The organism is Sphingomonas sorbitolis (genome assembly GCF_036663875.1).
In the GTDB taxonomy this organism is placed as follows: domain Bacteria; phylum Pseudomonadota; class Alphaproteobacteria; order Sphingomonadales; family Sphingomonadaceae; genus Sphingomonas.
In genome coordinates this window covers 1-25,769 of the sequence record NZ_JAXOJS010000010.1, presented here as the reverse complement: position 1 = coordinate 25,769, position 25,769 = coordinate 1, and the positions used below count along the sequence as shown (strand labels likewise).

At 61.7% G+C, this 25,769-nt stretch carries 29 protein-coding genes and 1 pseudogene; 17 read left to right on the top strand and 13 right to left on the bottom strand.

Translation table 11 applies throughout. The features are described 5' to 3' along the window. Positions 1 to 122: 122 nt before the first annotated feature. The 7 genes from U1763_RS19610 to U1763_RS19580 form a co-directional block, all read right to left on the bottom strand. Positions 123 to 995 carry a DUF7146 domain-containing protein gene (locus tag U1763_RS19610; RefSeq protein WP_332756607.1) on the bottom strand — a complete coding sequence of 291 codons (873 nt, stop codon included), beginning with the start codon at positions 993 to 995 and terminating at the stop codon, positions 123 to 125. Between the two features lie 135 nt (positions 996 to 1,130). After that, positions 1,131 to 1,574, bottom strand: a complete 444-nt coding sequence (locus U1763_RS19605) for a hypothetical protein (protein ID WP_332756606.1) — start codon at positions 1,572 to 1,574, stop codon at positions 1,131 to 1,133. Positions 1,575 to 1,646: 72 nt separating this feature from the next. Next, positions 1,647 to 1,874 carry a hypothetical protein gene (locus U1763_RS19600; RefSeq protein WP_332756605.1) on the bottom strand — a complete coding sequence of 76 codons (228 nt, stop codon included), beginning with the start codon at positions 1,872 to 1,874 and terminating at the stop codon, positions 1,647 to 1,649. Positions 1,875 to 2,121: 247 nt separating this feature from the next. Further along, a complete protein-coding gene (locus U1763_RS19595; protein WP_332756604.1) occupies positions 2,122 to 2,445 on the bottom strand; it encodes a single-stranded DNA-binding protein in 324 nt (107 codons plus the stop codon). Positions 2,446 to 2,497: 52 nt separating this feature from the next. Next, the gene (locus U1763_RS19590; protein ID WP_332756603.1) at positions 2,498 to 3,016 is read right to left on the bottom strand and encodes a hypothetical protein; all 519 of its coding nucleotides are present in this window, start codon (positions 3,014 to 3,016) and stop codon (positions 2,498 to 2,500) included. Between the two features lie 471 nt (positions 3,017 to 3,487). Continuing rightward, positions 3,488 to 4,324 (bottom strand): RNA replicase, encoded by an 837-nt coding sequence (locus U1763_RS19585; protein ID WP_332756602.1) that lies wholly within the window; start codon positions 4,322 to 4,324, stop codon positions 3,488 to 3,490. Between the two features lie 449 nt (positions 4,325 to 4,773). Next, positions 4,774 to 5,631, bottom strand: a complete 858-nt coding sequence (locus U1763_RS19580) for a replication initiator protein A (protein ID WP_332756601.1) — start codon at positions 5,629 to 5,631, stop codon at positions 4,774 to 4,776. Between the two features lie 281 nt (positions 5,632 to 5,912). Here U1763_RS19580 and U1763_RS19575 point away from each other — a divergent pair, with 281 nt between their 5' ends. Further along, positions 5,913 to 6,179 carry a helix-turn-helix domain-containing protein gene (locus tag U1763_RS19575; RefSeq protein WP_332756600.1) on the top strand — a complete coding sequence of 89 codons (267 nt, stop codon included), beginning with the start codon at positions 5,913 to 5,915 and terminating at the stop codon, positions 6,177 to 6,179. Between the two features lie 131 nt (positions 6,180 to 6,310). Continuing rightward, positions 6,311 to 6,454, top strand: a pseudogene (locus tag U1763_RS21150) (helix-turn-helix domain-containing protein); the annotation flags it as partial. Here U1763_RS21150 and U1763_RS19570 read toward each other — a convergent pair. Beyond that, positions 6,440 to 7,081, bottom strand: a complete 642-nt coding sequence (locus U1763_RS19570) for a Hin recombinase (protein ID WP_332756599.1) — start codon at positions 7,079 to 7,081, stop codon at positions 6,440 to 6,442. The pseudogene U1763_RS21150 and the gene U1763_RS19570 overlap by 15 nt on opposite strands. Before the next feature lie 243 nt (positions 7,082 to 7,324). Between U1763_RS19570 and U1763_RS19565 the strand changes: the two genes are divergently transcribed. The 15 genes from U1763_RS19565 to U1763_RS19495 all read left to right on the top strand — a co-directional run bounded on the left by U1763_RS19565 (position 7,325) and on the right by U1763_RS19495 (position 21,968). Next, a complete protein-coding gene (locus U1763_RS19565) occupies positions 7,325 to 8,125 on the top strand; it encodes a lysozyme family protein (RefSeq protein WP_332756598.1) in 801 nt (266 codons plus the stop codon). Then, positions 8,122 to 8,475, top strand: a complete 354-nt coding sequence (locus tag U1763_RS19560) for a hypothetical protein (RefSeq protein WP_332756597.1) — start codon at positions 8,122 to 8,124, stop codon at positions 8,473 to 8,475. Before U1763_RS19565 ends, U1763_RS19560 begins: the two co-directional genes overlap by 4 nt. After that, positions 8,472 to 9,071 (top strand): lytic transglycosylase domain-containing protein, encoded by a 600-nt coding sequence (locus U1763_RS19555; RefSeq protein ID WP_332756596.1) that lies wholly within the window; start codon positions 8,472 to 8,474, stop codon positions 9,069 to 9,071. The genes U1763_RS19560 and U1763_RS19555 overlap by 4 nt, the downstream gene beginning before the upstream one ends. Next, on the top strand, positions 9,068 to 10,381 hold the full coding sequence (locus U1763_RS19550; protein WP_332756595.1) for an LPD7 domain-containing protein: 1,314 nt from the start codon (positions 9,068 to 9,070) through the stop codon (positions 10,379 to 10,381). The genes U1763_RS19555 and U1763_RS19550 overlap by 4 nt, the downstream gene beginning before the upstream one ends. A gap of 21 nt (positions 10,382 to 10,402) precedes the next feature. After that, the gene (locus tag U1763_RS19545; protein ID WP_332756594.1) at positions 10,403 to 10,726 is read left to right on the top strand and encodes a TrbC/VirB2 family protein; all 324 of its coding nucleotides are present in this window, start codon (positions 10,403 to 10,405) and stop codon (positions 10,724 to 10,726) included. Position 10,727: 1 nt separating this feature from the next. After that, positions 10,728 to 11,063, top strand: coding sequence for a VirB3 family type IV secretion system protein (locus tag U1763_RS19540; protein WP_332756593.1), 336 nt, complete (start codon positions 10,728 to 10,730; stop codon positions 11,061 to 11,063). Next, positions 11,056 to 13,422 carry a VirB4 family type IV secretion/conjugal transfer ATPase gene (locus U1763_RS19535; RefSeq protein ID WP_332756592.1) on the top strand — a complete coding sequence of 789 codons (2,367 nt, stop codon included), beginning with the start codon at positions 11,056 to 11,058 and terminating at the stop codon, positions 13,420 to 13,422. The genes U1763_RS19540 and U1763_RS19535 overlap by 8 nt, the downstream gene beginning before the upstream one ends. A 1-nt stretch (position 13,423) precedes the next feature. Continuing rightward, complete coding sequence (locus tag U1763_RS19530) at positions 13,424 to 14,143, top strand: TrbJ/VirB5 family protein (RefSeq protein ID WP_332756591.1); 720 nt, start codon at positions 13,424 to 13,426, stop codon at positions 14,141 to 14,143. Between the two features lie 2 nt (positions 14,144 to 14,145). Next, positions 14,146 to 14,415, top strand: a complete 270-nt coding sequence (locus tag U1763_RS19525; RefSeq protein ID WP_332756590.1) for a hypothetical protein — start codon at positions 14,146 to 14,148, stop codon at positions 14,413 to 14,415. A 68-nt stretch (positions 14,416 to 14,483) separates the two neighbouring features. Next, entirely contained in the window at positions 14,484 to 15,521 is a 1,038-nt protein-coding gene (locus U1763_RS19520; RefSeq protein WP_332756589.1) for a type IV secretion system protein, read from the top strand. A gap of 495 nt (positions 15,522 to 16,016) precedes the next feature. Continuing rightward, on the top strand, positions 16,017 to 16,694 hold the full coding sequence (locus U1763_RS19515; protein ID WP_332756588.1) for a VirB8 family type IV secretion system protein: 678 nt from the start codon (positions 16,017 to 16,019) through the stop codon (positions 16,692 to 16,694). Position 16,695: 1 nt separating this feature from the next. After that, complete coding sequence (locus U1763_RS19510) at positions 16,696 to 17,703, top strand: TrbG/VirB9 family P-type conjugative transfer protein (protein WP_332756587.1); 1,008 nt, start codon at positions 16,696 to 16,698, stop codon at positions 17,701 to 17,703. A 1-nt stretch (position 17,704) separates the two neighbouring features. Beyond that, on the top strand, positions 17,705 to 19,009 hold the full coding sequence (gene virB10 / locus U1763_RS19505) for a type IV secretion system protein VirB10 (RefSeq protein ID WP_332756586.1): 1,305 nt from the start codon (positions 17,705 to 17,707) through the stop codon (positions 19,007 to 19,009). A gap of 4 nt (positions 19,010 to 19,013) precedes the next feature. Next, positions 19,014 to 20,033 carry a P-type DNA transfer ATPase VirB11 gene (gene virB11, locus U1763_RS19500; RefSeq protein WP_332756585.1) on the top strand — a complete coding sequence of 340 codons (1,020 nt, stop codon included), beginning with the start codon at positions 19,014 to 19,016 and terminating at the stop codon, positions 20,031 to 20,033. A gap of 69 nt (positions 20,034 to 20,102) precedes the next feature. Then, entirely contained in the window at positions 20,103 to 21,968 is a 1,866-nt protein-coding gene (locus U1763_RS19495) for a type IV secretory system conjugative DNA transfer family protein (RefSeq protein WP_332756584.1), read from the top strand. 38 nt (positions 21,969 to 22,006) lie between these two features. On the opposite strand, the gene U1763_RS19490 is transcribed toward U1763_RS19495, so the two are convergent. The 5 genes from U1763_RS19490 to U1763_RS19470 form a co-directional block, all read right to left on the bottom strand. Further along, entirely contained in the window at positions 22,007 to 23,065 is a 1,059-nt protein-coding gene (locus U1763_RS19490; protein ID WP_332756583.1) for a Fic family protein, read from the bottom strand. After that, positions 23,062 to 23,286, bottom strand: coding sequence for an antitoxin VbhA family protein (locus tag U1763_RS19485; RefSeq protein WP_332756582.1), 225 nt, complete (start codon positions 23,284 to 23,286; stop codon positions 23,062 to 23,064). The genes U1763_RS19490 and U1763_RS19485 overlap by 4 nt, the downstream gene beginning before the upstream one ends. Before the next feature lie 799 nt (positions 23,287 to 24,085). After that, entirely contained in the window at positions 24,086 to 25,000 is a 915-nt protein-coding gene (locus U1763_RS19480) for a D-alanyl-D-alanine carboxypeptidase family protein (protein WP_332756581.1), read from the bottom strand. A 27-nt stretch (positions 25,001 to 25,027) separates the two neighbouring features. Beyond that, entirely contained in the window at positions 25,028 to 25,297 is a 270-nt protein-coding gene (locus tag U1763_RS19475) for a DUF1488 family protein (RefSeq protein ID WP_332756580.1), read from the bottom strand. A 59-nt stretch (positions 25,298 to 25,356) separates the two neighbouring features. After that, complete coding sequence (locus tag U1763_RS19470; RefSeq protein WP_332756579.1) at positions 25,357 to 25,578, bottom strand: hypothetical protein; 222 nt, start codon at positions 25,576 to 25,578, stop codon at positions 25,357 to 25,359. Positions 25,579 to 25,769 lie beyond the last annotated feature (191 nt).

Below are 25,769 nucleotides of genomic sequence, written 5' to 3'. Positions count from 1 at the left end.
ACCTCGCCTTGTCACATGATAATACACGCGATGCGCAAAAGCGATAAGTGCAGTTCAAGGATTAGCGGGTGAACGGATTGCCCGCTCTCCCGATCTCGGCCTGACGTGAAAGTCGCGCATAGTTAGCTGCCGCTTTGCAGGTGGTGCTTCCAGGCGTCGTTCCAGTCGTCGTGGTGCTCGGGCACGCGGCTTACCAGTTCTCGACCGTTCGCGGTGAGATGGTCGCGTGCCTTGGCGAGCAGGCGATCGGCCGCTCGTCCGCGATCGGCATAGACAATGATACGGCGTACTGTCGCTGGGATGGCAACGAACGCCAGGCGTTCGACGCCGCCCAACGCCCAAGTCGGCGTGCCGAACCATTCGATTGCCGATAGGGCGTCCTCGATGCCCTCGGCGAAGCCCAGTTCCTCGGTGGCGGGCGCTAGGCGGATCGCGGCGGTGCCGAGCAGGCCAAGCGAGACCTTGGGTTTGGGCATCGGTTTGTGCAGCACATTCTCGGGATCGAGGAACGTGCGCTGCACCGCGACCACGCCAAGGTCGTTTTCGACGGCTGCAATCATGGCGGGCATGGTCCGCTTGGTCGGTCCAGATCCGTGAATGGTAGCGGGGTTGAACCGGAGCGACTTGGAGAAAGGGCCGGAGAGGCCGCGTGCAAGGAGATAATCCTCGGCGAGTGTACCGGCTATCGGCTCACTGGCTTTCCAGAGCCGCAGCGCGAGCGCGCCCATGTCGCGCTTAGGCGTGGCCTGGGGCATCGACATCGGCGCCTTGTCGTGGAGATTCCTGCGCTGAAGCGCCTTCAGGACTTCGATGGTGGTACATCCGGCAAAGCAATGAAACAGGATGGCTGTATCGCCGAGCCGGACGCTCAGACTTGGTGAGCTATCATCGTGGGCGGGACAGCGGCATTCGCCGCGCGTCCCGCGCCAGACACCGCCGAGTTGTTCGACGATGGTCTTGGCGCGGATCTCAGCGTCGAGTGGTAGACGTGCCATCGCGATCGTCCTGTCCGTTTGGTAAATTTCGGTCATGGGTGCCTCCGCAAAACTGGAACGGACGAGCAGTCGGCATCCTCTCCTCTGAGGCGGCCTTTCGCGCCCGGCTCCGCGCCTTCGCAGACGTCGCGTTTTCTAGCTGTAGCGGCCGGAAAAGAGGTCGCCGATCGCCCGCAGGCGAAAGGCGTTCCACCAGCGACGCCTGCGATGCTCGGGCGCGTCGTGGATCATGTGGCAGCGCTGGCAGAGCGCCGCGAGATTGCGCCAGCGCGGCCCGCTGAAGGTCGGGTCGTGATTGAGATGCGCCGTGGCGAGATAGACTGGCGTGCGCGTCATGCGGATCGCGTCGAGCGGGATAAAATCTGGCGCGCGCCGGAGCTGACGGCCGCGGCCGTCGCGCCAAGCATGGATTTCGGTATCCCACCAAAGTCCATCGGAGCCCGCCAGGAACGTAACGCGGCGTCCATGTGGGCGCTGACAATGCTCGCAGCGTCCACCCGCACGCGTGAAGCGGACGATCCGACTGATCTCCGGCCAATCGATCGGATATAACCAACGATGTTCCGGGCGGATCGGCATGGCACCGACTCTGAATCAAGCAGCACCAGAACGAAAGGAGAAAATCAGCACCGATCGCCGAAGTTCTCCTGTTCATTTCGCGCTGCCCGACTTCGCGTTTGCAGAGCCTGATGTGACCTCCGTTGGCGTCGAATATTCGTAAGTGCCGGGTTTGGATTCTGCGAAAGATCCGCGGCGGGGATCGGGCACCTCGGAATGCGCGCGGTAATAGTCCGCGGGCGACTGTTGCGTCGTTTGCTTATTGCAGTTCGGGAGCATGGCGATGCCGGCGAGCAGGGCGGCGACAATGACCCGGTTCATGAGCAATCTCCTCTGCGGTTCATCTCGATCATGCGTCGTTCGGTGCCTCGTTGGCGTGGGGTCCCGGGGACGGTGGAAGCCGTTCGTCGCGTGATCCGGTTCGAAGTGAGCGGCGGGAGGGCGTGACTGGCAGTCCGCCCTCCCGGCCAGGCGAGGGTCGTGACCCGGCAGGGCCGAAACCGCGTTTTCGGGTTCGGTCGCGGCGTTGCCGCGGTAGAGCCGTGCCGAAGGCCGCCCCCGCACCTCATCAGCTATCCTCGTTTTCGGTCTTTACCAGCACCGAGAAGGTGTCCGCGATCAGCTCTGTTCGGTAGGACGTGTCGTTCGCCTCGCCATGCTGGGTCTCGCGCACGCGGCCCGTGATATGAACAAGGTCGCCTTTGGCAGCATTATCGACCTGGGAGGCGACATTCGAGAAGCATACCACGCTGTTCCAGTGCGTGTCGGTCTTCCATTCGTCGCCGTCGCGCCGATTGTAGTTGGCCGCCACGTTGACGTATTTCACCTTCTCACGCGACGTGATCTTGCCGATCCGGCCAATGATCCTGAACTCTGCGATATTTTGGGGCATCATACTCTCCTTGGCTAAAGTGAAATGCTGAAACCGCGCGAAGCGAGAACGGCTAGTCGCGCTGCTCCTCTGCATACCGGAAGTGATATTTCGCGATATTCTCGGGCGTCGCGTAGATCTGATAGGCCTTCGTCCAGTCGTGACTGATGTCGCGCTGGGCGGTCGCGAGCGGCACCCGATGCGTGCAGACCAAGCGCCACAGCACATAGGCGAGGACGTTCTTGTCGCCGGCGTTGGCGGGGCCCTGCCGCGGCTGAAGCCAGAGGTCGCGCGCATCAAGCGATGCCCCCCCGATCGAGATCGGAATCAGATGGTCCAGCTCATAATCTGCCATGCGCTCGCCGGGGTGCTGCACATCCATCATGCGGCGCTTTAGTGGGCCGGTGATCGCGTAGGCGGGTCGTGCCGCCCGGGCGTAGCGCGGGCGGCAGATCGTGGCGTCGATAGTGTCCTGCGTGACGGCGGGGTCGATCGCGCCCGGTGTTTCAGGCGGGGGCAAACCTGCTGCTCGGTTAGTGGAAAGCAAGGGAGATTGCAGAGCGCTGGATATGCCGGTGACGGCATCGCACACTGAGCCGTCGTTTCTCGCAGTACAGCCGAGCATATTGGAGCCGGCGGCGCGCTGATCGAGCGAAGGACGATGCCAGAGGAGAACGGCAGCGATAATAGTGGCGCCTCCCAAGATCGCACGCCCCCTCACGAGAGGACCACTATCCGGCGCGGTGCGCCGTACCGCTTGTCTTGAGGCGGTAGGGTATCGTCCCGGACGTAGGTTCGGAGCCACATACCGTCATTATTGCGTTATTGGACAAAAATGACAGGCCTTTTTATCGAAGCTTGAGTCGTCCGACGTGTTCGAGCCCCGCTGATGGGCGCAGACCGACAAAACCTGATCAACAAGCGTGACAGCAGCCGTTTGAACGCAACAGAAACCGCATGCTCCCTTCGGGAGCACCGCGACGCGTAGCGGCGTGTCCGACGGTTATGCTAGGTGATACGGCGTTTGTGGTGCGGCACTTCTCGGAAATGTGCGTTTTCGCCGTCAGGCGTTGAAGCGTTGGCCGGCTAGGCCAATTCCATATTTTCTTAGATTATATGAATCTTGTAGCGGTTGACCATTTTTTTGAGACTCTTGTCTCTCGACGGCCGTTGCAAGGTTGAGCATGACGCGGCGCAGGCCGTCGTCGTTAAAATCTTCGGTCGCGACCTGACGCGGCGACCGCCACAGGCGCATGCTCGCGATGGCCTCGATCCGGTCGGCCTCTCCCTGCAGCACGTCGTCGGGCAGGGGGAGGGGTCGCATCCTGTGCGGCAGGAACCTGACGAGGCAGTTCGGAAAGCGCATCCGATAGACGTTTGAGGTCTGCTCGTTCTTCGCCTTGGGCCGATCGAGGGTCGGCTTGATCGGGACACACCTGCGCTGCTTATCCAGCAAGCCGACGGCGGCCAGGTTCGTAAGCGCACGGTGGACTGTTGCGCGTGATCGTCCGCTCTTCTGTTCGATCCACGCCCACGTCGGGAACACCTTTCCAGCGCATGTGCGGGCCAGGTCCAGCAGGACCTTGAGTATCTTCAGCGCCCCAGGCGTGAGCAGCATTATACGTTGCTCATCCGGGCTGAGGGCGCGCCCTTCTGCCTTGGCGCTTCGCCGAATTGCGTTCTTCTGGTCTTCCAACTCCGCGGCGCGTGCGTAGATCCGATCGGTCTCGCCCTTTGCGTAGCTGAAGAAGAAATCGTCCTCGAAGGTGCCGGCAAGGCGGCTGTTTGGGTGGACCTTTGCGCGCGTGGGGTTGGGTCCGCCCGAGCGCGCGCGGGCGTTGGTCATCGTGATGCGCTCGAGCGCCATGAAGCTCGCGCGCGCGACTGATACGGCTTGCATCTTCCATCCCCTTTTGGGGCTGGGACCGGGGCAAAAAGATTGCGTGGCGCAAAGCGCGCATCCTTGAACCGAAGCTCGGAAGTCGTTATGTGAGGATCGTTAGATTGACCCGTGGAAGCCCGCCAAGGCTCTCACATTAAGACTTCTGGGATGCCCGGCCTTTGCGCCGGGCTTTCCTTTATGTGGTCACAGCCGCACCCTGTTTCGCCAGTCGCGTCGTGCAACCAGTCCAAGTTTGATTGTGGCGAAAGCGACGGCGTTACGAAACAGCTAGAGTTCGTGCTTTCGCCGACCGAAGCACGATAAAGTTCGTGCTTTCGCCAACCATTTTCGATCCCATTCGTGCTTTCGCCGACCGAAATTCGTGCTTTCGCCGACCCGAGTTCGTGCTTTCACCGACCGTTGAGAATCGGCACGGCGTCCGATTCGTCGGCGGGTCTAAGCGGGGGTCAGGCGGCTGTGAGTAGCGAGCGTGGCGTGATCTTGACGCGTGCAGCACCTGCGTTGCGTCGCGCCCGGCCGCTGGTCGACGTTACCGGGGCGTCCACCAGGTCAAACGCGTAGCCCGGGATGATATCTTCGTCGGCGATACGTTTTAGCTCGAAGCGGAAATGCTTGAGGGAGCTTTGGTAGCCGAGTTGAAGGCGGAGCTCATCGAGGTCGACGTCGATCGGCCCCGTGATACACGCGGAACGCGCAACTTCGTACAGACGTCGTTCGACTGGCCCGAGTTGAAAATAGCTGGGCGCGTAGTCGAGGACTCGGCGATCGCGCAGGATAGCGCGATAAAGCCAGTCGCAAAGGCGTACCTTCACAGCCTTCAACCGCTTTACGCCTGTTTTTGTCTTCGAGTAATGAAGCTGGGCTTCAGACAACCATGAGAAGAAACCGGCCTGGCCTTCGCCTCCAGCTTCGATGTTCGTCTTGATCTGTGTGCCCTGAAGGCGCTCCAGCGCGTCTGACAGTCGAGAATAGGAGCGGGCGGACCCACTGATACCGGTGATCCGGAACAGGTCGTGTGCTGTGAAATAGAACTCTTGCGACACGTCCACACCGGCCTCGAGCTTCGCCACCATCAGGCTGGCGATATAGAGAAGCACTTCCTTGTCGTAGATCGTGGCCACGCCCTTGGAGGTGGCGACGATCTCGATCGAGACGGTCTCGTTTCGATAAGCGAGCGGCTTCGTCCACTTACCCTTGCTGAGAGCAAAGAACGGGAACGCCATGAGGGATTGTTCGCCTCGGACCTCGGTGAGGAGAGGGCTATCGAACGCGAACAGGTCGCCTTGTGGTCTTGCTAGGCTCATGCCTCGCTCCCTGACACCCGGCAATCGGTCGGCGAAAGCACGAAGATTGGGTGTCGAGGACGATGATAGGCCTGAGCGACCCGGTAATCGAGTGCGAAAGTTCGTGCTTTCGCCGACCGTTATGCGATGGGCGGGTTCGCCTTCGGGCTTTCGCCGACCGTTCGAACAGAGCGGTGCCCATCATGGTTAGCGCCGCCTTGGAGATCGAGGCGGTGTCGATTAAGGTGTCACTAGATGGACACGGACCCGTAGCCGTGATCGCACTGGCACGAGACCTTTGAATGACGACAAGACTCTATCTGGAGGAGATTATCCAGCCTGCCGCGCTCGACTTTGGGGCCCGCGTCAAGGCGCGTCGGAAAGCGCTCGGGCTCACGCAGACTGACATTTACACGCGCACGGACATCGCGATCGGTTACCTGTCGACGATTGAGAGGGGCCGTGCGAACCCCACTCTCGACCTGATGGTGAAGTTGTCAGCGGCGCTGGAGATGCAAATCTGGGATTTGCTCCGTCCCGATGAACAGGCCGAAAACACCCCCCCTTGATGTGACGGCTATATTTCTGTTGCTGACATAGATTAAGATATTTACAATAGTTCGTAACTAGCGGCGTTGGCCAAAGCGCCCGTCTGGGAGAACGATTCCTAAGGTACCTATGGGGAACCAGGGGAGTTCGCGTGACGGATAGCGTTGAGTTGCGATCCCGGTTTGGTGATCGAGTTAGAGCGTTGCTTAGCAAAAAAGGTCTTTCGGATGAAGACCTTGCGGAGCGGAGCGGCCTTCCACCGAGCCGGGTCGTTCGTATCTTAGCTGGTCGTCTTGCTTCGATCACTTTCCGCGACATGACCCTCATCGCTGCGGTTCTCGGAATGCCGGTCCACGCCCTTCTTCTCCCGATCAGCCCGACGGTCGAGGTCGTATCGCTCGAGGAAGTTGAAGAGCGTGGACCTCGAGACGCCTAGTTCCAGAGCGACGTTCGTGGCAGTTGCGCCGGGCGCGCTGAGCCTTTCACGGATCTCCGGTAATTTATCAGGGCCAAGCAGCTGCTTGCGTCCTGGGGGCGACATCTCGGCAGGATGCGTCTTGATCCCGTGCTGGTGCCGGTAATGACCGTCGAGTGCATCGAGCATCGCGTGCAGCTTATCGTCGGCGCCGGGCTCGACGACAATCCGCGGCGAACAAATTTCAAAGCTGACGCCATTCCCAAGTAACTTGGTTATCGCACGCACGAGCATCGGGGTTGCAAGCGCAAGGCAGGAAAGATCGTGAACTTTCACCCGGTCACCGGCCTCAAGGCCAATGCCCTTGCGCTCCAGCAGATCGCTAAGCTGGCTGAAGGTCTTCCGTCCCGCAATCACCTGGATGTCACCCAGATTCAGGCACGATTGCTGGCTTTCAATCGTCGCCGAACCCGGTGTTTGCGCGAGGAAAGCAATGCTTTTGCTCAATCTTCTGCCCTTCACGCGGAGCGCGATACCCCGAAACCGCGACGCCGCTTGGCGCCGTCGCCGTCTAATCGGGGATTTTGTAAGTCAGGCCGGTCTAATCGGCAACCGCGCAAGAGCGCGGAGCGGAGCGAAGTCCTCGTTTCATGTGCGAGATATACTGCCGTCGGCCTAGCAATTGCGTGTTGCAACAATCGTCAATTATGCAATAGGATCAAATTTGTACTGAACTAACGGAAGGCGGCTATGATTCCAATAGGTCTCACGGCAAAGGCGATCCAGCTCCGCGCAACAGGGCTCGGTATCGGTATGACGCCGCTGCTGTCACCGTATGCAATCGCGGTGCATGCGGGAGCAGTACTGAGACGCGAGCCCGTTACCGAGGCAGACGCCGAAGCGACCGTTCGGAATCTCATCACGCTAGGCGCGGATTTCGTGGCGGGTCCGCTTGCAATCAGCGGACGCGACTTTGCGACCTACGGCGTTACGCCCGCTTCGGTTTTCGATGCCTGTGCGCTCGCACATATCGGTGATGGGGTGGCTGGCACGCCGGCAAGCGGTGCGTCGACCGTCTCGAATGTCACGGCTCTGATCCAACGCGCGTTTGGTGCGCGTATCACCAACACGATCCGGCCGATGAACGCGAACTACGGTGCGCGGTATAGCTGGCACAAGTTCGGCCAAGCGGTCGATTTCGTGCCTGCGGGCGGGGTCAATTCGATCAACCGCGATCAGATCCGCGCCCTGATGGGACAGAGCGGCATCCGCCTCATCGAGCTGCTTGGCCCAGGTGATCGTGGTCATTCCAACCACTGGCATATCGCATTTGCACGACCGGGGCAGGGCATCGATCGGACACGGCCGATCGAGGAAGACGAAGACTGGATCGTCAATGTCACCAGCGCTGACGCGCCTGTTTCGGCGCCGGTTGGGACCGACGTACGCACCGCGCCTGCCTCGTTCCTTCAGACCGCAGCGAAGGCCCCGCCACAATGGGATGTGTTCGCGACCGCGGAATGGCGCGCTGCTCAGGGAGGTAGTTCATGATCGGACGTTTTCTGAACAAGCTCGGGGGCGGGACCGGCGCGATCGCGCTGTGTGCTGCCGGCGTATTCGCGATTGCGGCTCCTCAACCGGCCCTTGCGTCGGATTGGGGGTGCCAAGTGGTGCTTTGTCTCGCCACTTCGGGGGCGCCGACCAAGTATGCGGAGTGCGTGCCCCCGATCACAAAACTCTGGAACGCCCTGGCGATGGGCGGCGGGTTTCCCTCCTGCACCGGGGTCGGCATCAAAACGAAGTCCGCGAAGCATGGCTACACGATGACCGTGACGCAGACCGACGGCACCACGTCGCGCTATTCTCTCGATACGCGCTACCAGACGGTGACGCAGCAATGATTCACGCCGTCGCCGCCATCACCATGCTGGCGCAGAAATGCGCGTCCGAGGTCGCGACCGAGGCCGTCGTGCCGCTCGTAGTGACCGAGAGTGGCGGCGACGATCTATCGATCAACATTAACCGTGGTCCGCGCGTGCGCGCCGGTTCGGTTGCCGAAGGCGCCGCGTTGGTGCGCCGCTATATGGCGCAGGGCTATACGGTCGATGTGGGCTTGGCCCAGATCAACTCAGCGAACTTCGCGCGGCTCGGCGTCACGGTCGAACAGGCGTTCGATCCGTGCACGAACCTGCACCTGGCTTCGTCGCTGCTGCAAGAGGGCTACGGCCTCGCAAGCCGTCACTACAGCGGACTGGACGCAATCTCAGCGACCTACTCGCTCTACAATACCGGCACGCTGACCCGAGGCTTCCGCAACGGGTACGTCGGTCGCGTCTGGTCGGCCGCGAGCGGCATGGGCACAATTCAGGCGGTCCCGGCAATTCCTGGCGCTGCCCCTGTGGCGGTGGCTGTAACGAGCGCAACCAAACCGGCCAGTGGCGGCGACAGCTGGGTGGTCGGGCAGATCGCGTCGGATGTCGTCGAGGTCTTCAAATGAGCGGGGAGAACAGCGTTGCACGTCCCGCGCGGGACGTGGAGCCGGAAGCCGGTGAGGCTGGTTTCACGATGCCGCCAGAGCTGGCGGAGCGGTATGAGGTTCGCATCATCCCGGCGAGCGATGCAAGCGAGCGCCGCATTGGGATGTTCCTGCCCGGCGATCGCGAGAACCCGTCGATCGAGGTTTCCGGAAACGGCGATCGTATCATCGCGCGCAACCAGGATCCCGAAGCCGTCGCGGCGCTGGTCAAGATCGCCAAGCACAATGGCTGGGAGGGGATCGACGTCGATGGCTCGCCCGAGTTTCGGCAGGCCGTATGGGCAGCCGGGTCGCGCGAGGGCCTGACGGTTCGCGGCTATGAGCCGAAGTTCGACGAACAGGCTCGGATGGAGGATCTGCGACGTGGCGACCAAGCACGACGCGAGCGCGAGGCGGCTGCAAAGCTGGCCTCGGTTGTCGAACCCGTTGCGCCGATCACGGCGGTAACTGCGCTCAGTGCGACGATCTCGGCTCGGTCGGCCAGCGTGGGCCGGGAGGCCGCTGCCGAACCGCCAACGCCGAGCAGCGCGGAATTGTCGGACGGCGACAAGCGTCTGCTGCTGACAATGAGCGTCTATACTCAGGACCGGAAGGCTCTCTCGGAGGGTCTGACCCCGGCCATGGAGCCGATGGAGCGGGAGTTCCAATACGAGCGCCTCGACGTGAACAAGGATGCGCTAAACGGTGCGCTAGAGCGGGCTTTGGAAAGTCCGACGCTGGTCAGCTCCTTCTCGAAATCCGGCTACGAGCCGGACGATCTGCGGCGGATGGCGCGCGACGGGGAGTGGGATGGTGAAGTCGCCGACGCGATCTACATGGTCCGCTCCGGGCTCAATCGCCACGACGTTGCGAAAGGGACGGTCGCGGCGTTCGTGCAGTCCGAGCGCGAAGATGAGCGGGTCGCGGCATCGACGGTAGCGCCGGAACGGAAGCTCGAACCCGAACCACCAATCGTCCGTGAGGAGCGGCTGCACGAAGGTGCAGCCGCTCGAGACGAGAATGAGGAACTGGCAGAGCTGTTCCTGCGCGGTAACGCCGAGCGGATCGCGGCGGATCCACGCCTTGCCAATGCCGTCGAAGCACAGGCGGCGATGGAGCAGCACATTGGTGTGGCTTTCGAGGGTGACGTGGATCGGATGATGTCCGCCAGCCTGGAGAGCCGCGAATTGATCTCGGGCGCGCTGATGCGCGGCCTTGATGTTTCGGTCCGTGAGCCGACGCCTGTTCGGCAGATCGAACCGATCCAACCCGCCCCCGACATCGAGAGGTAAACTCACGCCATGGAGACCCGTATGAAGTTCACTCAGCCGACGGGCCGGATGATGTCCGACGCCCGCGCCCGGCAGGTCGTCGGTTTTGCCGGTGCGCTTGCCCTGATCTCGATCGCACAGCCCGCCTTTGCTGACGGGACTTCGATCGAAACCGGTCTTGGCACAATCAAGACCTGGATGCTTACTATCGCCTCGGTTGTTGGCGTGATCGCGATCATGGCTGTCGGCTACGCCAAGCTGACCGGCCGGATGGATTGGGGTCGAGCCGTCACGGTGCTGATCGGCATCGGCATCATCTTCTCGGCGACGACGATCGTCGGTTGGATGGGCGGGACGGCCGGCTGAGATGGAAGAGAAGCTCACCGAGGATAAGGTCTTTCTCGCCCTGACCAGGCCATCGGTGTTCATGGGATTGCCGCTTGAGGCGATCCTACCGATCATCATGGTCTGCATGGTGTTCTGGGGGGTGGTGCATAATCCCTTTTACCCCCTGGCCTTGTTCGGGGCGCTCTACTTCCCGGCGCGCATGATCTGTCATTACGACTTCAATGCGTTCCGACTGTGGGGCCTGTGGTTTCAGACGGGCTTTCTATCAAAAAATCGGAAGTTCTGGGGAGGCGGGAGTTACTCTCCGGTCCGCCTCGCCAAAGGCGTGAAGCGGAAGCATTTCGGCAATGACTGATTCCAAGCTGAAGAATAAGAAAATCGCGCTTCGTGAGGCGGATGATATCAAGTTCATCCCCTATACACGCCACGTCGACGACACATTAGTTGCTCTCGAAGACGGCTCGCTTATGCGCATGTACCGCGTTGATGGGCGGCCGTTCGAGACCAGCGACATCTCCGACCTCAACACATGGCATAGCAAGCTCAACATCGCCTGGCGCTCGATCGGTGACGATCGGGTCGCGATGTGGACCCATCTTGTGCGGACCGCGACCGACCCAGTCTTGCGAGGCGACTTTCATTCCACCTTCGCGAAGGCGCTGCAGGATAAATACGCGGAGACCCTGAAGGAGAAGGTTCTCTATCATAACGAGTTCTACGTCACGATCCTCGTGCGTCCCTCGAAGATGGCAGGCGATCAGCTGGGGCGGTTCTTCTCGAAGAAGCAGGCCAGCGCCGAGCTCGACGACCGCGCGCTCACGCTTATGGCGGATAAGTGCCGGGATTTTGAATCGCTGCTCGCCGACGTCGCGCCAGAGCCCCTGTCGCTCTACGAGCATAATGGCGTCCTGTTTTCGCAGCCAATGGAAGTGCTGCACTTCATCCTAACCGGCGATCGCATCCGGATCCCGCTGCTCAACGGCAGGCTTGGTCAGGCGCTCTATTCCTCGCGGGTGGTGTTCGGCCGCGAGGCGGCCGAGATCCGCTTGCCCCACATGTCGCATTACCTGGGCATGTTCGGGGTGCGCGAGTATGTCGCCAGCACGCGGAGCGGGCAGTTCAACAGCCTGCTGACGCTCGATTTCCCCTTTGTGCTGACCCAAAGCTTCGCGCCGCTGGTGAAGTCGGTCGCGAGCGAGAGGTTCACGAAGAAGTATAAGCAGATGGTGTCGTCAGACGACGCCGGCGTCAGCCAGGCGGAGGAGCTACTCGACGGCGTGGACGATCTGATGGCGAACCGCTTCACCATGGGCGAGCATCATCTATCGATCTCGGTCATCGACGAGGACCCAAAGCGGCTGCTTGAAAGGTTGTCGATCGCGCGATCAGCCGCGGCCGACACGGGCATGGTAATGGCACGCGAGGACGTAGCGCTGGAAGCCGCGTTCTGGGCGCAGCTTCCCGGCAACTTCAAGATGCGGGCGCGCCCTGCGGTCATCAACAGCCGCAATTTCGCGGCGCTGAGCCCGTTCTACACCTTCCCTGCGGGTCGCAAGTCCGGGAACCACTGGGGCGAAGCGGTGACGCTGCTCAAGACGCGCGCGGGGTCGTCGTTCTGGTTCAATTTCCACCGGGCCGACATCGGCCACACGCTCATCATCGGCCCTACAGGCGGCGGTAAGACGGTGCTGCAGAACTTCCTGCAAGCGCAGCTCGAAAAAACCGGTGCCAAACAGGTGTTCTTCGACAAGGATCGCGGTGCGGAGATCTTCGTGCGCGCCTGTGGCGGCACGTATCTGGCGCTGTGCAATGGCGAGCCAACTGGCTTCGCGCCCCTCAAGGGGCTGACTGCCAGCGCGCGCAACATCGCGTTCATGCGGCAATTCATCCGGGTGCTGGTGCGCCGGGAGAACCGACCGCTCAGCGTCGCCGAAGAGCGGCTGATCGACGAGGGGATCGACGCTGTAATGCGCCTTCCCGCACCGTCTCGCTCGTTCAGCGCGTTGCGTGAGATGCTGGGCTACGCCGATGCTGAGGGCATCGGCGCCCGTCTCGAACGCTGGTGCCTCGGTGGACCGCTCGGCTGGGCGTTCGACGGGCCGGAGGACAAGGTGTCGATGGCGGCGCAGTTCGTCGGCTTCGACATGACGGACTTCCTGGAAAACCCGGAGATCCGCACGCCCACGATGCTGTACCTCTTCCACCGCGTCGACGAGCTGCTGAATGGGCAGCGTGTCGTGGTCGATGTCGACGAGTTCTGGAAGGCGCTTGAGGACGATGCATTCCGCGCCTTTGCGCAGGACGGCCTGAAGACCTTCCGTAAGCGCAACGCCTTCATGGTGTTCGGCACGCAGTCGCCGGCTGACGCGCTGCGGTCGCCGATCGCGCACTCGATCATCGAGCAAACGGCGACCAAGATCCTCCTGCCAAACTCGGACGCCAAGCGGTCGGACTACTGCGAGGGGTTGGGCCTGACGGAGGCCGAGTACCGGCTGATCCGGGAGGATCTGACGCCGGAGAGCCGCACCTTCCTGGTCAAGCAGGGGCACACCTCGATCGTGGCGAAGCTCGATCTGGGCGGGATGCCCAATGAGTTGAAAGTGCTTTCTGGTCGCGAGGAAACCCTCGTCGCCATGGAGGAGGCCATTGCCCTGGCGGGCAAAGATCCCGCGGCTTGGCTGCCGCACTTCTACGCCAACCAAAGGAGAAGCTGACATGTCGCTAAAGCATATCATCATGGTTGCAGCGGCGCCGGTCGCGCTCGCTGCGTTCGCGTCGCCGGCCTCAGCCCAGGGCATCCCTGTGTTCGACACCTCGACCTACGTGCAAGCGCTCGCCCAGGTCCAGAACACAATGAAGATGATCCAGCAGGGTGAGCAGCAGATCCAGACGGCATCGAGCCAGCTCAGCTCGCTGCAAAAGCTGACGAACGTCAACAGTCTCGCGCCGCAGTTGTTGAGCCCGCAGGTGCGCAACATCTTGCCGAACACGACGATCGACGCGTCGACGCTGCTAAGCGGCGACCTGTCGAAGATCGGTTCGCTAGGCACGCTCGCATCGAGCATCCAGTCTCGTTACGCGCTGTCGACAGGCTCTGACGCGGACGTGGCGTACAACCAGGCGCTTAAGGACGCGACCGGCTCGTCCGCGGCGATGGCAGCGTTGGGCGAGAATACGCTCAGCATCACCCAGACACGGATGCAGGGCCTCGACCAGCTTCGGTCACAGCTCGATACCGCTAAGGATCCCAAGGACGTGATGGACCTGCAAGCCCGCATCGCGGTCGAGCAGGCTCAGCTTCAGAACGACACGCTGAAGATGCAAGCGATCCAGATGGCGCAGTCCGGTCAAGCGAACATGCAGATCAGTGCAGCGCAAGTTGCGGCTGGACGCGAAGAAGCGGCATTTTTCAACGCTAACACAATCAGGAAGTAATCATGCGCAGGATATTCTCCCTCTCGGCTTTGCTATTTGTTTGTGGGTGCCAGCAGAATGTTGTGGTGCCGACTGCGAAAGAACTCATCGCAAGCCCACCACTCCTCGCGGAGTGGCGGGTGAAGTGCGAAACGGGAGAGTACAGTCACCTTCCCGCCGACGAGAAGGCAAAAATGTGCGCGACCACTGGGGATGCGACAATCTCGGTAGCGCAGATCAAAGCCGGAAACGAAGAAGCCGACTTCTTCAAGGCGAACACGATCCGAAAGTAGCAACCCTTTTTACGCCTTGACGCTGAAGATCGGAACCCGCCGTAATGCCTGCTGCTGCACCCAACATAATGACGCTTTTCACGACGATGTATACGTATGTGGAGAGCGCCATCGCGACCTCGGTCGCGAGCTTCGGGTCGGGACTCGTCAGTTTTGTCGCGGCGCCCTTGGCGCTGGCAGCAATCATCTACTTTCTTCTGCTCGGCTTCGCCGTGCTGCGAGGCGCGATTCAAGCGCCGCTGCGCGAGTTAGTCTTCCAAGCCGGAAAGGTTGGCTTCGCGCTCGCTGCCGCAAGCTCGATCGGCTATTCAGCGTTCGTGGTGAACGTGGTCACCAACCTGCCGAGCGAGATCATCGCGGCTGGATCCGGCACGCCCGTCGCCAACCCAGGAACGACCTTCGACACCTATGTCTCCGATACGGGCAAGCTGGCAGGAAAGCTGGTCAACGCGAACCTACAGGTTCAGTCGCAAGAACAGAAGGGTTTCACCGACTTCCGCACGCCGGTGATCCAGCTTAGCGCTACGCTGATTACCTACCTGTGTATTGGCATCCTTTACATCTTCGCGTTCCTATCAGCGTCGATAGGTTTCTGCATCGTCATCTTCGCCAAGCTGTCAGTCGCGATCTGCGTCGCGCTCGCCCCACTCGCGCTTGCGTGTCTGCTGTTCAATTCCTCCCGCTGGCTGTTCGACGGGTGGCTGAAGCAGACCGTCAACTTTATTCTGTTGATGGTCGTCATGGCGATCATGACGAAGTTCATTACGGGGCTTCAGGAGGCCGCGATGGACGGTATCATGGGATCGGTTCCCGATGATGGTTCGTCATTTCTAATGACCCAGAACGGCTATATCGTTCTGAAGGCGTCAGTGATGCTCGTCGCCACGGTCGCCTGCGCGGCAATCTACATCGTCGGTACAATCTTCTTTTTCCAGTCGCCGGCGATCGCGGCTGGCATCGCAGGTGGCGCGTCATCTGGTGGCCATGGCTTCCTGATGACCGGCGCGAACATGTTGACCAACCGACTCATGTTCCGGCGCGCCACCCAGGCGAACCGTCCAACTGCTGGAGGCGGCTCGGGCGGTTCGGCCGCTCGCTCGACTTAGGCCGCATCGCTGCCCGCTCTCGAACCATGGATCACGAACACCGCCCGCGCGGCAAGGATACGAACGGAGACCGTATGAAAAGGCTGACCATCGTGGCGTTAGGCGTTGTTGCGCTTAGCGGTTGCACCGGGACTCACATCAAACCTGTCTCCGTGTGTGACGGGAAGCACCGTCGTCCTGCCAACCTCTACGGCACCATCCTGCCGAGCCTTCCCGTGCCCCTTCCGGCGTCACAACAGGGCGCCGGGCAGTCGATGGTCGCGCCGCCTAGCGGCGCAGCGTCACCGGCACCGGTCCCTGCACCATCTCCCGATCCGGTGCTGATGCGGGACGAACCACCTACTCGGGCTCCCTCGCCGTCTCCGCCTCCGGCACCTGGCGCAGCGCCGGCTGCGCCCATCGGGCCAAGAGCAATGAATGTCCCGCGCTCAGCGCCTCAGGCGTCTCAGCGCGACGTTGCGCTGAACTACTCCTCCTGCTGAAGGGATCGACGCCATGGGCGCGGTGAAGTCCGAAGATAAAGAGAAATACTTCGAGACCTCGAGGACATGGGAATACGACCGTATGCGTGCGGCGATCCAGTCCAAGAAGCTTGCGTGGGGTGTAGCCGCAGGGGCTTGCGCGCTTTCCGTAGCGTCGGTCGCGGCCGTGGCCATGCTGGCCCCGCTAAAGACGGTCGAGCCTTACGTTATTCGTGTCGATAAATCTTCCGGCGAAACGCAGGTCGTCACGGCCCTAAAGGGGCCGCAGCCGCGAACCTATGAAGATGCGGTCAACCGCTATTTCATCTCGCAATACGTGCGTCTGCGCGAGGGCTGGTTGAACGATGCGGCACGCGAGAACGCCTATACCGTGATGTTGATGAGCGATCAGCTCGAAGGATCTCGCTACCTGGGCAGTGTTCAGTCTGGCAACAGTAACGCCCCCTCGAACATCTACGGCGACAAGGGCTTCGTCTCGATCTCGATCCGAACGATCAGCTTCCTCAGCCCGACCGTGGCGCAGGTTCGCTTCACCAAGATCATCACCATGGGTCAGAATACGCCGGTCGCGCAGAATTGGAACGCGATCCTGACCTTCAGATACACCACGGCTCCGGAACACGAGAAGGATCGCAACATCGATCCACTTGGCTTCCAGGTCGTCAATTATCGTTCCGACCCGGAGGCGTGAGATGAGCGATCAGTTTAACACGTCGGACAATGACGATCGTATCGTCGTCCCCTTCATGCCCGCGCTTCGCAAGAAGCTGGTTGTTCGTCTGTCACCGCCTGCGACTGAGCTGGTGCTGACTGAGACCGGCTCCAAAAGTCGCTTCTGGCGCGGAGTTGGTGCGGTGTGGCAGCGCCTCATCATGCTTTCGATCGTCGGAGCGGCTGCGGTCACGCTGATGCCGCAGCCGGCGTTTGCGTCAGAGACCCCTATCCCTGGCGGGAAGGACGCGCGCGTTCGCAACGTCAATTACGATCCCGACCAGGTGGTGACGATCGTTGGCAGCTTCCGGCACGCGATCGAGATCCAGTTCGGCCCGGGCGAGACGGTGACGCAGGCCGCATTGGGCGACACCGTCTCGTGGCAGATCGCGCCCGTCGGCAACGTCGTGTTCCTGAAGCCACGCGAGAAGGCGGGCGGAACTAACCTGATCGTCATCACCAACGCGGGCGGGACGCCTCGCGCCTATCACTTCAACCTGTCGCTCGGGACCGGGGCGACGATGTATGGCGTGCGCTTCCACTACCCGCGCGAAGAACGCGCCATGGCCGCGCTTCAGGTTCAGCTCGCCCAAGCGCAGACCGCCAAGGCGATCGAGACTAACGTCGCCCAAGCCGCGCTCGATCATGCCGTGATCGAGGGCACCCGGAATATGAATTACACGGTGCAGGGCGACTCCGCGCTGCAACCGACCGAGATCTCCGACAATGGCGAGTTCACGGTGCTGCGCTATCCGGGGCACGCCGACATTCCATCGATCTTCGCGGTCGACGTCGATGGGACAGAGACGATCATCCCCTACGATGTGCGCGAAGATTTCGTGGTGATCCATGCGGTCTACCGTCAGTTCCGCCTCCGTCGCGGAACGACCGTGCTGTGCATCTACAACGAGGCGCCGCTGCGCAACGATCGCGGCGATCGCACGGGGACGGTTTCCAATGTGGTGACCCGCAAAGTGAAGGGACAGTAACATGGTCGGCACTGTCATTGACCGGGGTGGCGACGTCGCTGCCGATACCGTCCCCTCCAGCGACATCGATACTCCGGTCGCCCGCAGCGGAGGCTGGGGCAACATCGCCTTCTTCGGTGCCGGGATCGGTCTCCTGGGTGCCATGGGCGGCATCATGATCGGCTATAGCGCATTCCACCATTCCGCGAGCTCGGAGGCCGCGGCACAGCCGGCCAAGGCAAGCGAACGGTCGGTGGACGATGTGATGGGTTCGCCGAACGCGCAGCGGGCGGCGCTCGCGGGTCAGCTCAATCAATCCGGCGCGCCGCAGACCGACATTTTTGGGCGACCGATTACGCCTGCGGCAGGTACGCAGGTTGCCGATGCCAACGGAAACCCGGTGCCGGCGACGGGGACGGCGTCCACCACCACGGCCAATGGACAGCAGTCGCCGGAGCAGCGGCGTGCGGAGCAAGCGCGCGCCATGGCAGATGCGGCAAGGCGATCGCCAATCATGGCCTTCGGCAATACCGGTCTAAGCTCGGCCGCTATTTCCTCGGCAGCCGCCGGTAGCGAGGGACAGCAAAGCGGTCAGGACGATGAGTCGCGTGGCGGGCAGTCTTCGGTCGCGCGTCGCGGGTTCGGGGCGAGTGGCTTCGGCGCTGCGGGTGACGATGCGCCGGCTGCGCCAGCAAAGGGCCCAAGCGACTTCAGCGACCAGCTTGGGCACTCCGCGATCCAGACAGTGCGGGCGACGATGGTCGCGGATCGCAACCTGCTGCTCAGCGCAGGCACGGTGATCCCGTGCACGCTCCAGACTGCGATCAACTCAACGCAGGCCGGGTTCGTGTCGTGCGTCATCAACCACGACGTCTATTCGGAGAACGGCCGCATCGTCCTGCTCGACAAGGGGACCAAGGTACTTGGGCAATATTCGGGCGGCATTACCCAAGGGCAGGCACGCCTGTTCGTGGTGTGGACTCGCGCACTCACCCCGCGCGGCGTCGCGATCGACCTCGGCTCACCCGCAGCCGACAGCCTCGGCCGAGCGGGGCTCCCGGGTGGCGTCGATACGCAGTTCTGGGCGCGGTTCGGCGTTGGGCTGGTCATCTCGGTGCTGGAGGATGCCTCGCAGATCGCGAGCCGTTCGTTGGCTGGCGAGGGTAGCAACACCACCCAGGTTCCCAGTACCACGGGGTCGACTGTCCTCAATCAGACGATGCAGATCAGGCCGATCCTGAAAAAGAACCAGGGCGATACGGCCGCAATCTTCGTCGCCAAGGATTTCGATTTCCACTCGGTCTATGACGTGGGGTTGAGGCGCTAAGCCGATGGCATCCAGCCCTACGTCGTTCATCTACGAGCATAACGCCGAGCCGATCCGACGGCATCTGTTGCGCGACGATGTGACCGAGTTGGTCATCAACGAGCCTGGGTTGATCGGGCTTGAGACGCGCAATGGCTGGGAGTGGCATGAGGAGCCGGCGTTGGACAATGCCGCTCTCAAAACCCTGGCGAAGCTGATCGCAGGGCTCACCAAGCAGGACATCAACTCCGAATATCCGGTCTGCTCCTCGGTACTCCCGGGGGGCGAGCGCGCACAGGTCGTTGTTCCTCCGGCGGTCGAGCAAGGTTTCATCTCGATCACGATCCGCAAGGCATCGGGCGTGACGATGAACATCGACGATTTCGAGGCCGCCGGTCTCTTCAGCGAGGTTCGTTCGCATGGGCTCCACAAGGAGGTCGACGCCGATCTGCTGGCCTTACGCGCAGCGGGCGACTGGCGGGGCTTTTTCAAGCTGGCGGTCGAAGCCCGCAAGAATATCCTCATTTCCGGCGCGACCGGTTCGGGCAAGACGAGCTTTTCGAAAGGGCTCATCAAGCTGATCCCGGACTATGAGCGGATCCTGACGATCGAGGATACCCGCGAGCTGGTGGTGCCGCAGCGCAACCACGTCCACATGATGTACGCAAAGGACGGTAAGAGCCTGCAGAAGGCCGGCGCCAAGGAGTTGCTGGAATCGGCGCTCCGGATGCGGCCCGACCGCATCCTTCTACAGGAGCTGCGCGACGGCACCGCGTTCTTCTACCTGCGCAACGTCAACAGCGGCCATCCCGGCTCGATCACCACGGTCCATGCCAACACGGCCGAGGGCGCGTTCGAGCAGCTCACGCTTTTGGTCAAGGAGTCCGAAGGCGGCAACGATCTCGATCGTCACGACATTCGGTCCTTGCTGCGCTCGCTCGTCGATATCGTTGTGCAGATGCACCGGCTCCCTCCCGGCGAGGGACGGCCGGCGCGCTACCGCATGACAGAAGTGTGGTTCGATCCAGCGAAGCCGAACGACTGAGGAGGGTGTAGCGTGAGCGGTAGGTGGATGCGGAGCGACGAAGGGTCGCAACCCGGTGCGATCGCGTTCTTGGCCATCATTGGCGTGGTGTTGAGCGCAGCAATCGGCGCCGTCGCTGTCCTGTTCAAGGCGCATCTGCTGAGCGTGCATACGCCGTGGCGCAAGGTGCCGGCTGCACTCTGGGCGCTGAAGGGCTATCCAATCGTCTACCAGCCGTTCCTGATCGGGTTTGGCATTGGCCTGATGCTGACCATCATCCTGATCATCTCGACGCTGTTTACGCGCCAGAAGCTGCACGGTGAGGCGCGTTGGGCGCGCCCCCCCGAGGTCAAGAAAGGCCTGCTGCTGTCCGAAACCGGCATCGTGCTCGGCAAATTCAACGGCAAGGTCATGCGCTTTGGCGGTCCCGAGCATGTCATGCTCGAGGCGCCGACCCGCGCCGGCAAGGGTGTGGGCGTTATCATCCCAAACCTGCTCGACTGGCCGGACTCATTGGTCGTGCTCGACATCAAGCAGGAGAATTACGACAACACCGCCGGCTATCGAAAAGACGTCCTTCGCCAGATCGTGCTGCTGTTCAATCCGCTTGATCCGACTGGCCGCACCGTGCGGTGGAACCCGTTAGGCTACATCAACCGACGAGACCCGGTCGAGGTCATCAACGAGCTGCAGAAGATCGCGGCGATGCTCTACCCCGACCCTCTGACTGGCGAGAAGTTCTGGGCCGAAGGAGCGCGAACCGCGTTTCTCGGCGTGACCGCCTATATCGCTGCAACCGTCGACGATGGCGAGGACGCCCTCCCGTTCACGATCGGCGAGGTCTATCGGCAGTTTGCGGCCCCTGATGCCCAACGTCGTTTTCCGAAGATCATCGCGGCCCGGGAGAAGGCTGGTAAGCCCCTGTCGACCGCGTGCGTCTCAGCGATCCAGGATTACACCGGCTCGTCGGCTAACACATTCTCTGGCCTGCGCCAGTCGGTCACGTCCAAGATCAATGCCTGGCTCAACCCCTATGTCGATGCCGCGACGTCCGAGAGCGATTTCGATTTGAGCGAGTTCCGGAATAAGCGGATCTCGCTCTACCTCGGCGTTTCGCCGGATGATCTGGAGCGGGTAGCCCCGATCTACGGGCTGCTTTTCCAGCAGTTCATCGACCGCAACGTCCGCGAGTTGCCGAAGGACGGCAAGCATCAGATAAAGGTGCTGCTCGCACTCGACGAGTTCGCGAGCCTCGGCAAATGCACCGTGCTGGCAAATGCCTTTAGCTATGTCGCTGGTTATGGGTTGCGTATGCTGCCGGCGTTCCAGTCGCTCGAGCAGATCCAGGGCGTCTATGGCGATAAGGTGGCGGCCGACATCGAGCGTAACTGTGCCGTCCGGCTGGTGTTGCGTCCCGCCGCCTTGTCCGAGGCGAAGAAGATCTCCGACCAGCTCGGCAGCTACACGTACAAGGCGCGCTCCCGCTCGATGGGGACGTGGGGCGGCGGGGGCGGCTCGACGTCCGAGTCCGACCAGCGCCGGCCGCTGATGCTACCGCAGGAAGTCGAGCTTCTGCCGGAGAACGACCTGATCGTCTTCCGACGCGGCATGTACGCGACCTACGGTAAGAAGGTCCGCTACTACGCGGAAAAGCACCTGATCGAGCGAACCAAGATACCTGCCCCTCAGATGCCCCCTATCCGGGTCGATCCGGCGATCGCGGCGAATAGCTTGCGCGTCATCGAAGCGACGCAGGTTGCCGAGAGCGCCAACGCCGCCCCGGCGAAACCTGGGGCTGCGCCTGCTCCCGAAGTGGTGGGTGCCGGTGGAGCCACGACGAAGGCACGGCGTAGCCTGAACCAGGCAGCGATCGATGAGTGTTTGGCGGCGTCGCCGAAGCAGCAGGTCAAAAAACTGTTCGAAAATGTTGTAGCCCTGCACGAGAAGGCAGCCTGATCGCCGGCAGAGACTCCGGCAGGCGACGCCGGCCAGGCTCAGCGATCGAGATCGCCACGATCGATTTGCCGAACCGGGGGCACCACGCTCGGCGCCGGGCTAGCCCGTTGTTTCGCAAGCTCGAGATTGATGCCGTCGGCTATGGCGGTCAGCCGGCTGAGGGCGGAGGCCCCGGGCTCATGACTGATGGTGATATGACCACTGGCGACATCCGCCAGCCGGCTGGTCAGCGCGGACGCTTTACCTTCGCGTGCTACCCAGTCGCGCATGTTGCTTGCGCGATCGAGTTCTGCCGCTGGTTCCTTTTTCCGCAAAACGGCGAGCCGCATGTCTTCGACGTTCTGCTCGGCCTGCTTCTGGGCAATCGGCTCAATGACTGCGATTTCGCGTGCCGCGTCCCGGATGGTCAGGCGTCGATCGAATGGCACCTGGTCGCGACCGCGCTCGAGTGAGCGCCGGACAATTTCCTCTAGGGGATCGGCGTTTTTGTAGCGCTCGACCTGATTGGCGAGCTTGTACTTGAGCTCGTAATCCTCTCGCGTTGTCGCCGCCATCGCGTCGGCCATGCTGAGGCCTGGATTGCGGAGCTCGATTACCGCCAAGTCGCGCGCGATGTAGAGCGCGTCGCGCGATTTCGGTGTGACATTCGTCGTTCCCCAATCGAGCTGATGCCCATTTTCGCGTGCCAGTTGCTCCGTGAATGTCCGGAGCGTGCGGCTGTTGCCCTCGCGAAACGGATGAAGATAGTCGAGGCGCGCGTAGGTTTGTGCGACGGCCTCTGACATCTCCAGCATGTCATAGCCCCTGAGCGCTTTGCCGCACTGAAGAACGTCGAGCGTCGGCCCTAGAGTCCGGTCGATTTCGGGTCGGAGGGCATAGGGCACGAGGACGCGATCGCCCGACGCCTCTAGCTCCCGGTTCTTGAAGTGTCCCGGCGCGTCCGGCCGAAACTCGCCGGGCCGGTGCTCAGGAAGGTCCTGGAAGATCCGGCGATGAACCTCCTGGAGATGCGCCACATCGAACTGACCTTGAACGGGATCGCGCTGAAGCTCTCTAACCCGTGCAAAGGTAAGGGCGGCCTCGCGCTGGCTAATCAAGCCGCGCGAACGGTGTCTGATGCCAGTATTGCGGCGGTCAGCTCATCGCTATCGATCTCGCCGGCAATGTAGCGAGCATTTAGTTGCTCGATCTCGTCCGAGAGGACGCCGCCCTCGTAGCGAACACTGCCCCGAGCGAAGTTAACTTCACTCAAGCGGCGAGCGCGCTCGGCTTCGCTGATTGCAGGCGTAGAGGATGTGAAGGGCGTTACGACGTTCATCGGGCGATCCTTTCAAGCGACGAGCATAGCACAAAGCCATGCTTGATACGAGAAACAGAGTGCAGCCTTTCCTCTAACGGCGTGGACGGCCGTCGGCCGGCAATCGTTCCTGGCACCGCCGTGGCGGTGCGGCGAGGGGGGTGCATCCCCCCTCTGGGCAAGGGCTAGACCGTCTCCGCGCAAGCGCTCCGCTTGGCGATCGAGGCGGTATCCCCAGCCTTCCCGGCGCTACGCTCTGGTGCAGGCCGGGCGATCCCCCTCCACCTCGATCGGCCCGGATTTGCCCATTCACCCCCCGCTCTCGGCGAGGGCCAGAAGTCGATGCGCGCATCGCCTTCGGCTCTATTCGAGAAAGGAAAGATCATGGAAACCAACCGATGCCCCTCGGGCCTGCCTGGCTACGGATATTCAATGCAAGCGGCAGCAATCGCCAGTGCGTTGGTGGAACGGGAGAACGCTCATATCTATCGCAAAAGGGTTCGAGAGTGGCTCGATCGGATCGAACAACCTGGGCGCCCGATGTACCAAGAATAGACGAGGGTCGAGTATTCGCCGAGTTCCTGACCGACCTTGCTCGGGTCGGATCCGGTCTTAAGGCGGTGAATGACTGAGGCAGCGGTCGCTGCGGGGACGTATCCGCAGCGTAGCGACGCAGCGGCGCCGACCTCTAGCAAAGCTGGGCTAGGGGGCCCACACTCAGAACGTAAATGCCAGTTAAGTACCTGATATTTAACATAAGATATATTATCGATCCGAACGATCCTCCTGGCTCTGAGCCAGGCCAAGGCCGTTCGTAGAGTTACCGCCGTCGTACGCGATACCCCTTCGATCTGGATCCGGTGAAGCCCAACTCGATCAGGTTGGCAACGCGCGCATCACGTGCCGAAACGCTGGTCTCACCCAGCACAACGACCACGATACGCCGACCTCGACGCATCGCCGACGCTGCGAGATTGTAGCCGGCGTCGGACGTGTACCCGGTCTTGATGCCGTCGACGCCCGCGATCCGACCGAGCAGATGGTTGTGATTGCCAATGCGGCGCGATCGCCACTGAATCGTACGCCTGCTGAACCGGGCATATTGCCGCGGAAATCGCCTGACGATGGCGCGCGAAAGCTTCGCCATGTCGCTCGCCGTCGTCACGTTCCCGGCGCTGGTCAGCCCGGATGCGTTTGCAAACCGCGTGTTCCGCATTCCAAGCTGGCGTGCCTTTGCCGTCATCAGTCTGGCGAATTTCGGCTCACTGCCAGCAATGCGTTCGGCCACGGCAACGGCCAGATCGTTCGACGAAATCGCCGCGATAGCGTCTAGCGCCTTGCCGACTGTGATCCTTCCACCCGCGGCTATACCCAAATGCGTCGCCGGCTGGCGCGCCGCCCGGCGGGAAATCGGCAAAGGGTCACTTGGTCGTAAGCGGCCATCGGCCAGCGCTTCGAATGCGAGATAGAGCGTCATCAACTTGGTCAGCGAGGCCGGCCGTCTCGCTGCATCCGGCGCCTGCGAAAACAGAACGGTACCGGTTGAGGCATCGACGACGATCTCAGAGACGCGTGATCGGGCATATGCCGTCTGCACAGGCAGGCCGAATGCCAAGCTGGCAACGATAAAACAGATCTGTAAACGCCGTAGAGAACTGAAAAACATGCCGAAGTTGGTATCCTCAATGAGCCTTGAGGATGCCAACTCTGACCTGACTGCTGCCTTAAGCGGCACGCTTCGAAGGGCGCCTCGGAGCGACCGCTACTCGAGGTCACTTTCTGTCACGGTTATCAGATTGGCCGTTGGCCGAAGCTCGGCAAGATCGGCGCAGATATCGAGTATCTCGTCGCTGAACCGCTCGAACAGTTCCAGGGCGTCATTGTCTGGTTCGTCGCCGCTCACTTCACGCAACACGGCGTATTTCACAGCAAAGTCGCGGTCGTCGCTATCGATGTCGGCGGTAAACTCAACCTGCTTTTCGCGGCCGTTGTCGACCAGGCTGTCCTGATCAATCGTGAGACGGTTCGCCATGTATTACTGCTTCCTTGGTTGGCAGGCTCCCCTGCCCGAAGGCTACACAGCGCGCAAACTCAGCAAAGGCTGATCCCGCGGTACGTCGCGTCCTCAACGATGATCTTGGCAGTTCCCGGCCCGACGATGGTGTTCACCTTCCCCAGCGTCGTGTCGATCGTGTCCCCTGGAAATACGATCTCGACCACATGAGAATTGGCGACTGGGAGGCCATCAGCGTCGATTACCATCGGCGCCGGTAGCAGTTGAACACGAAAGGTAGGGATGTCGGGATTGGTCATGGTGCCTTCTCCGTCCTAGTGGATCAGTGTCAATGCCCAGGGGCTGCAGCGTAGAAACCGTTCCAGCATGGGGCTGAACCGCGCCGGGTCTACCGGAGGCGTTGGGTTGTGAGTCACGCTGCCATATCGATATTGTCCGCGGCAGCATAATATTGATCTTCAGCTTCGGCAGGCGGGATGTTGCCGATGGG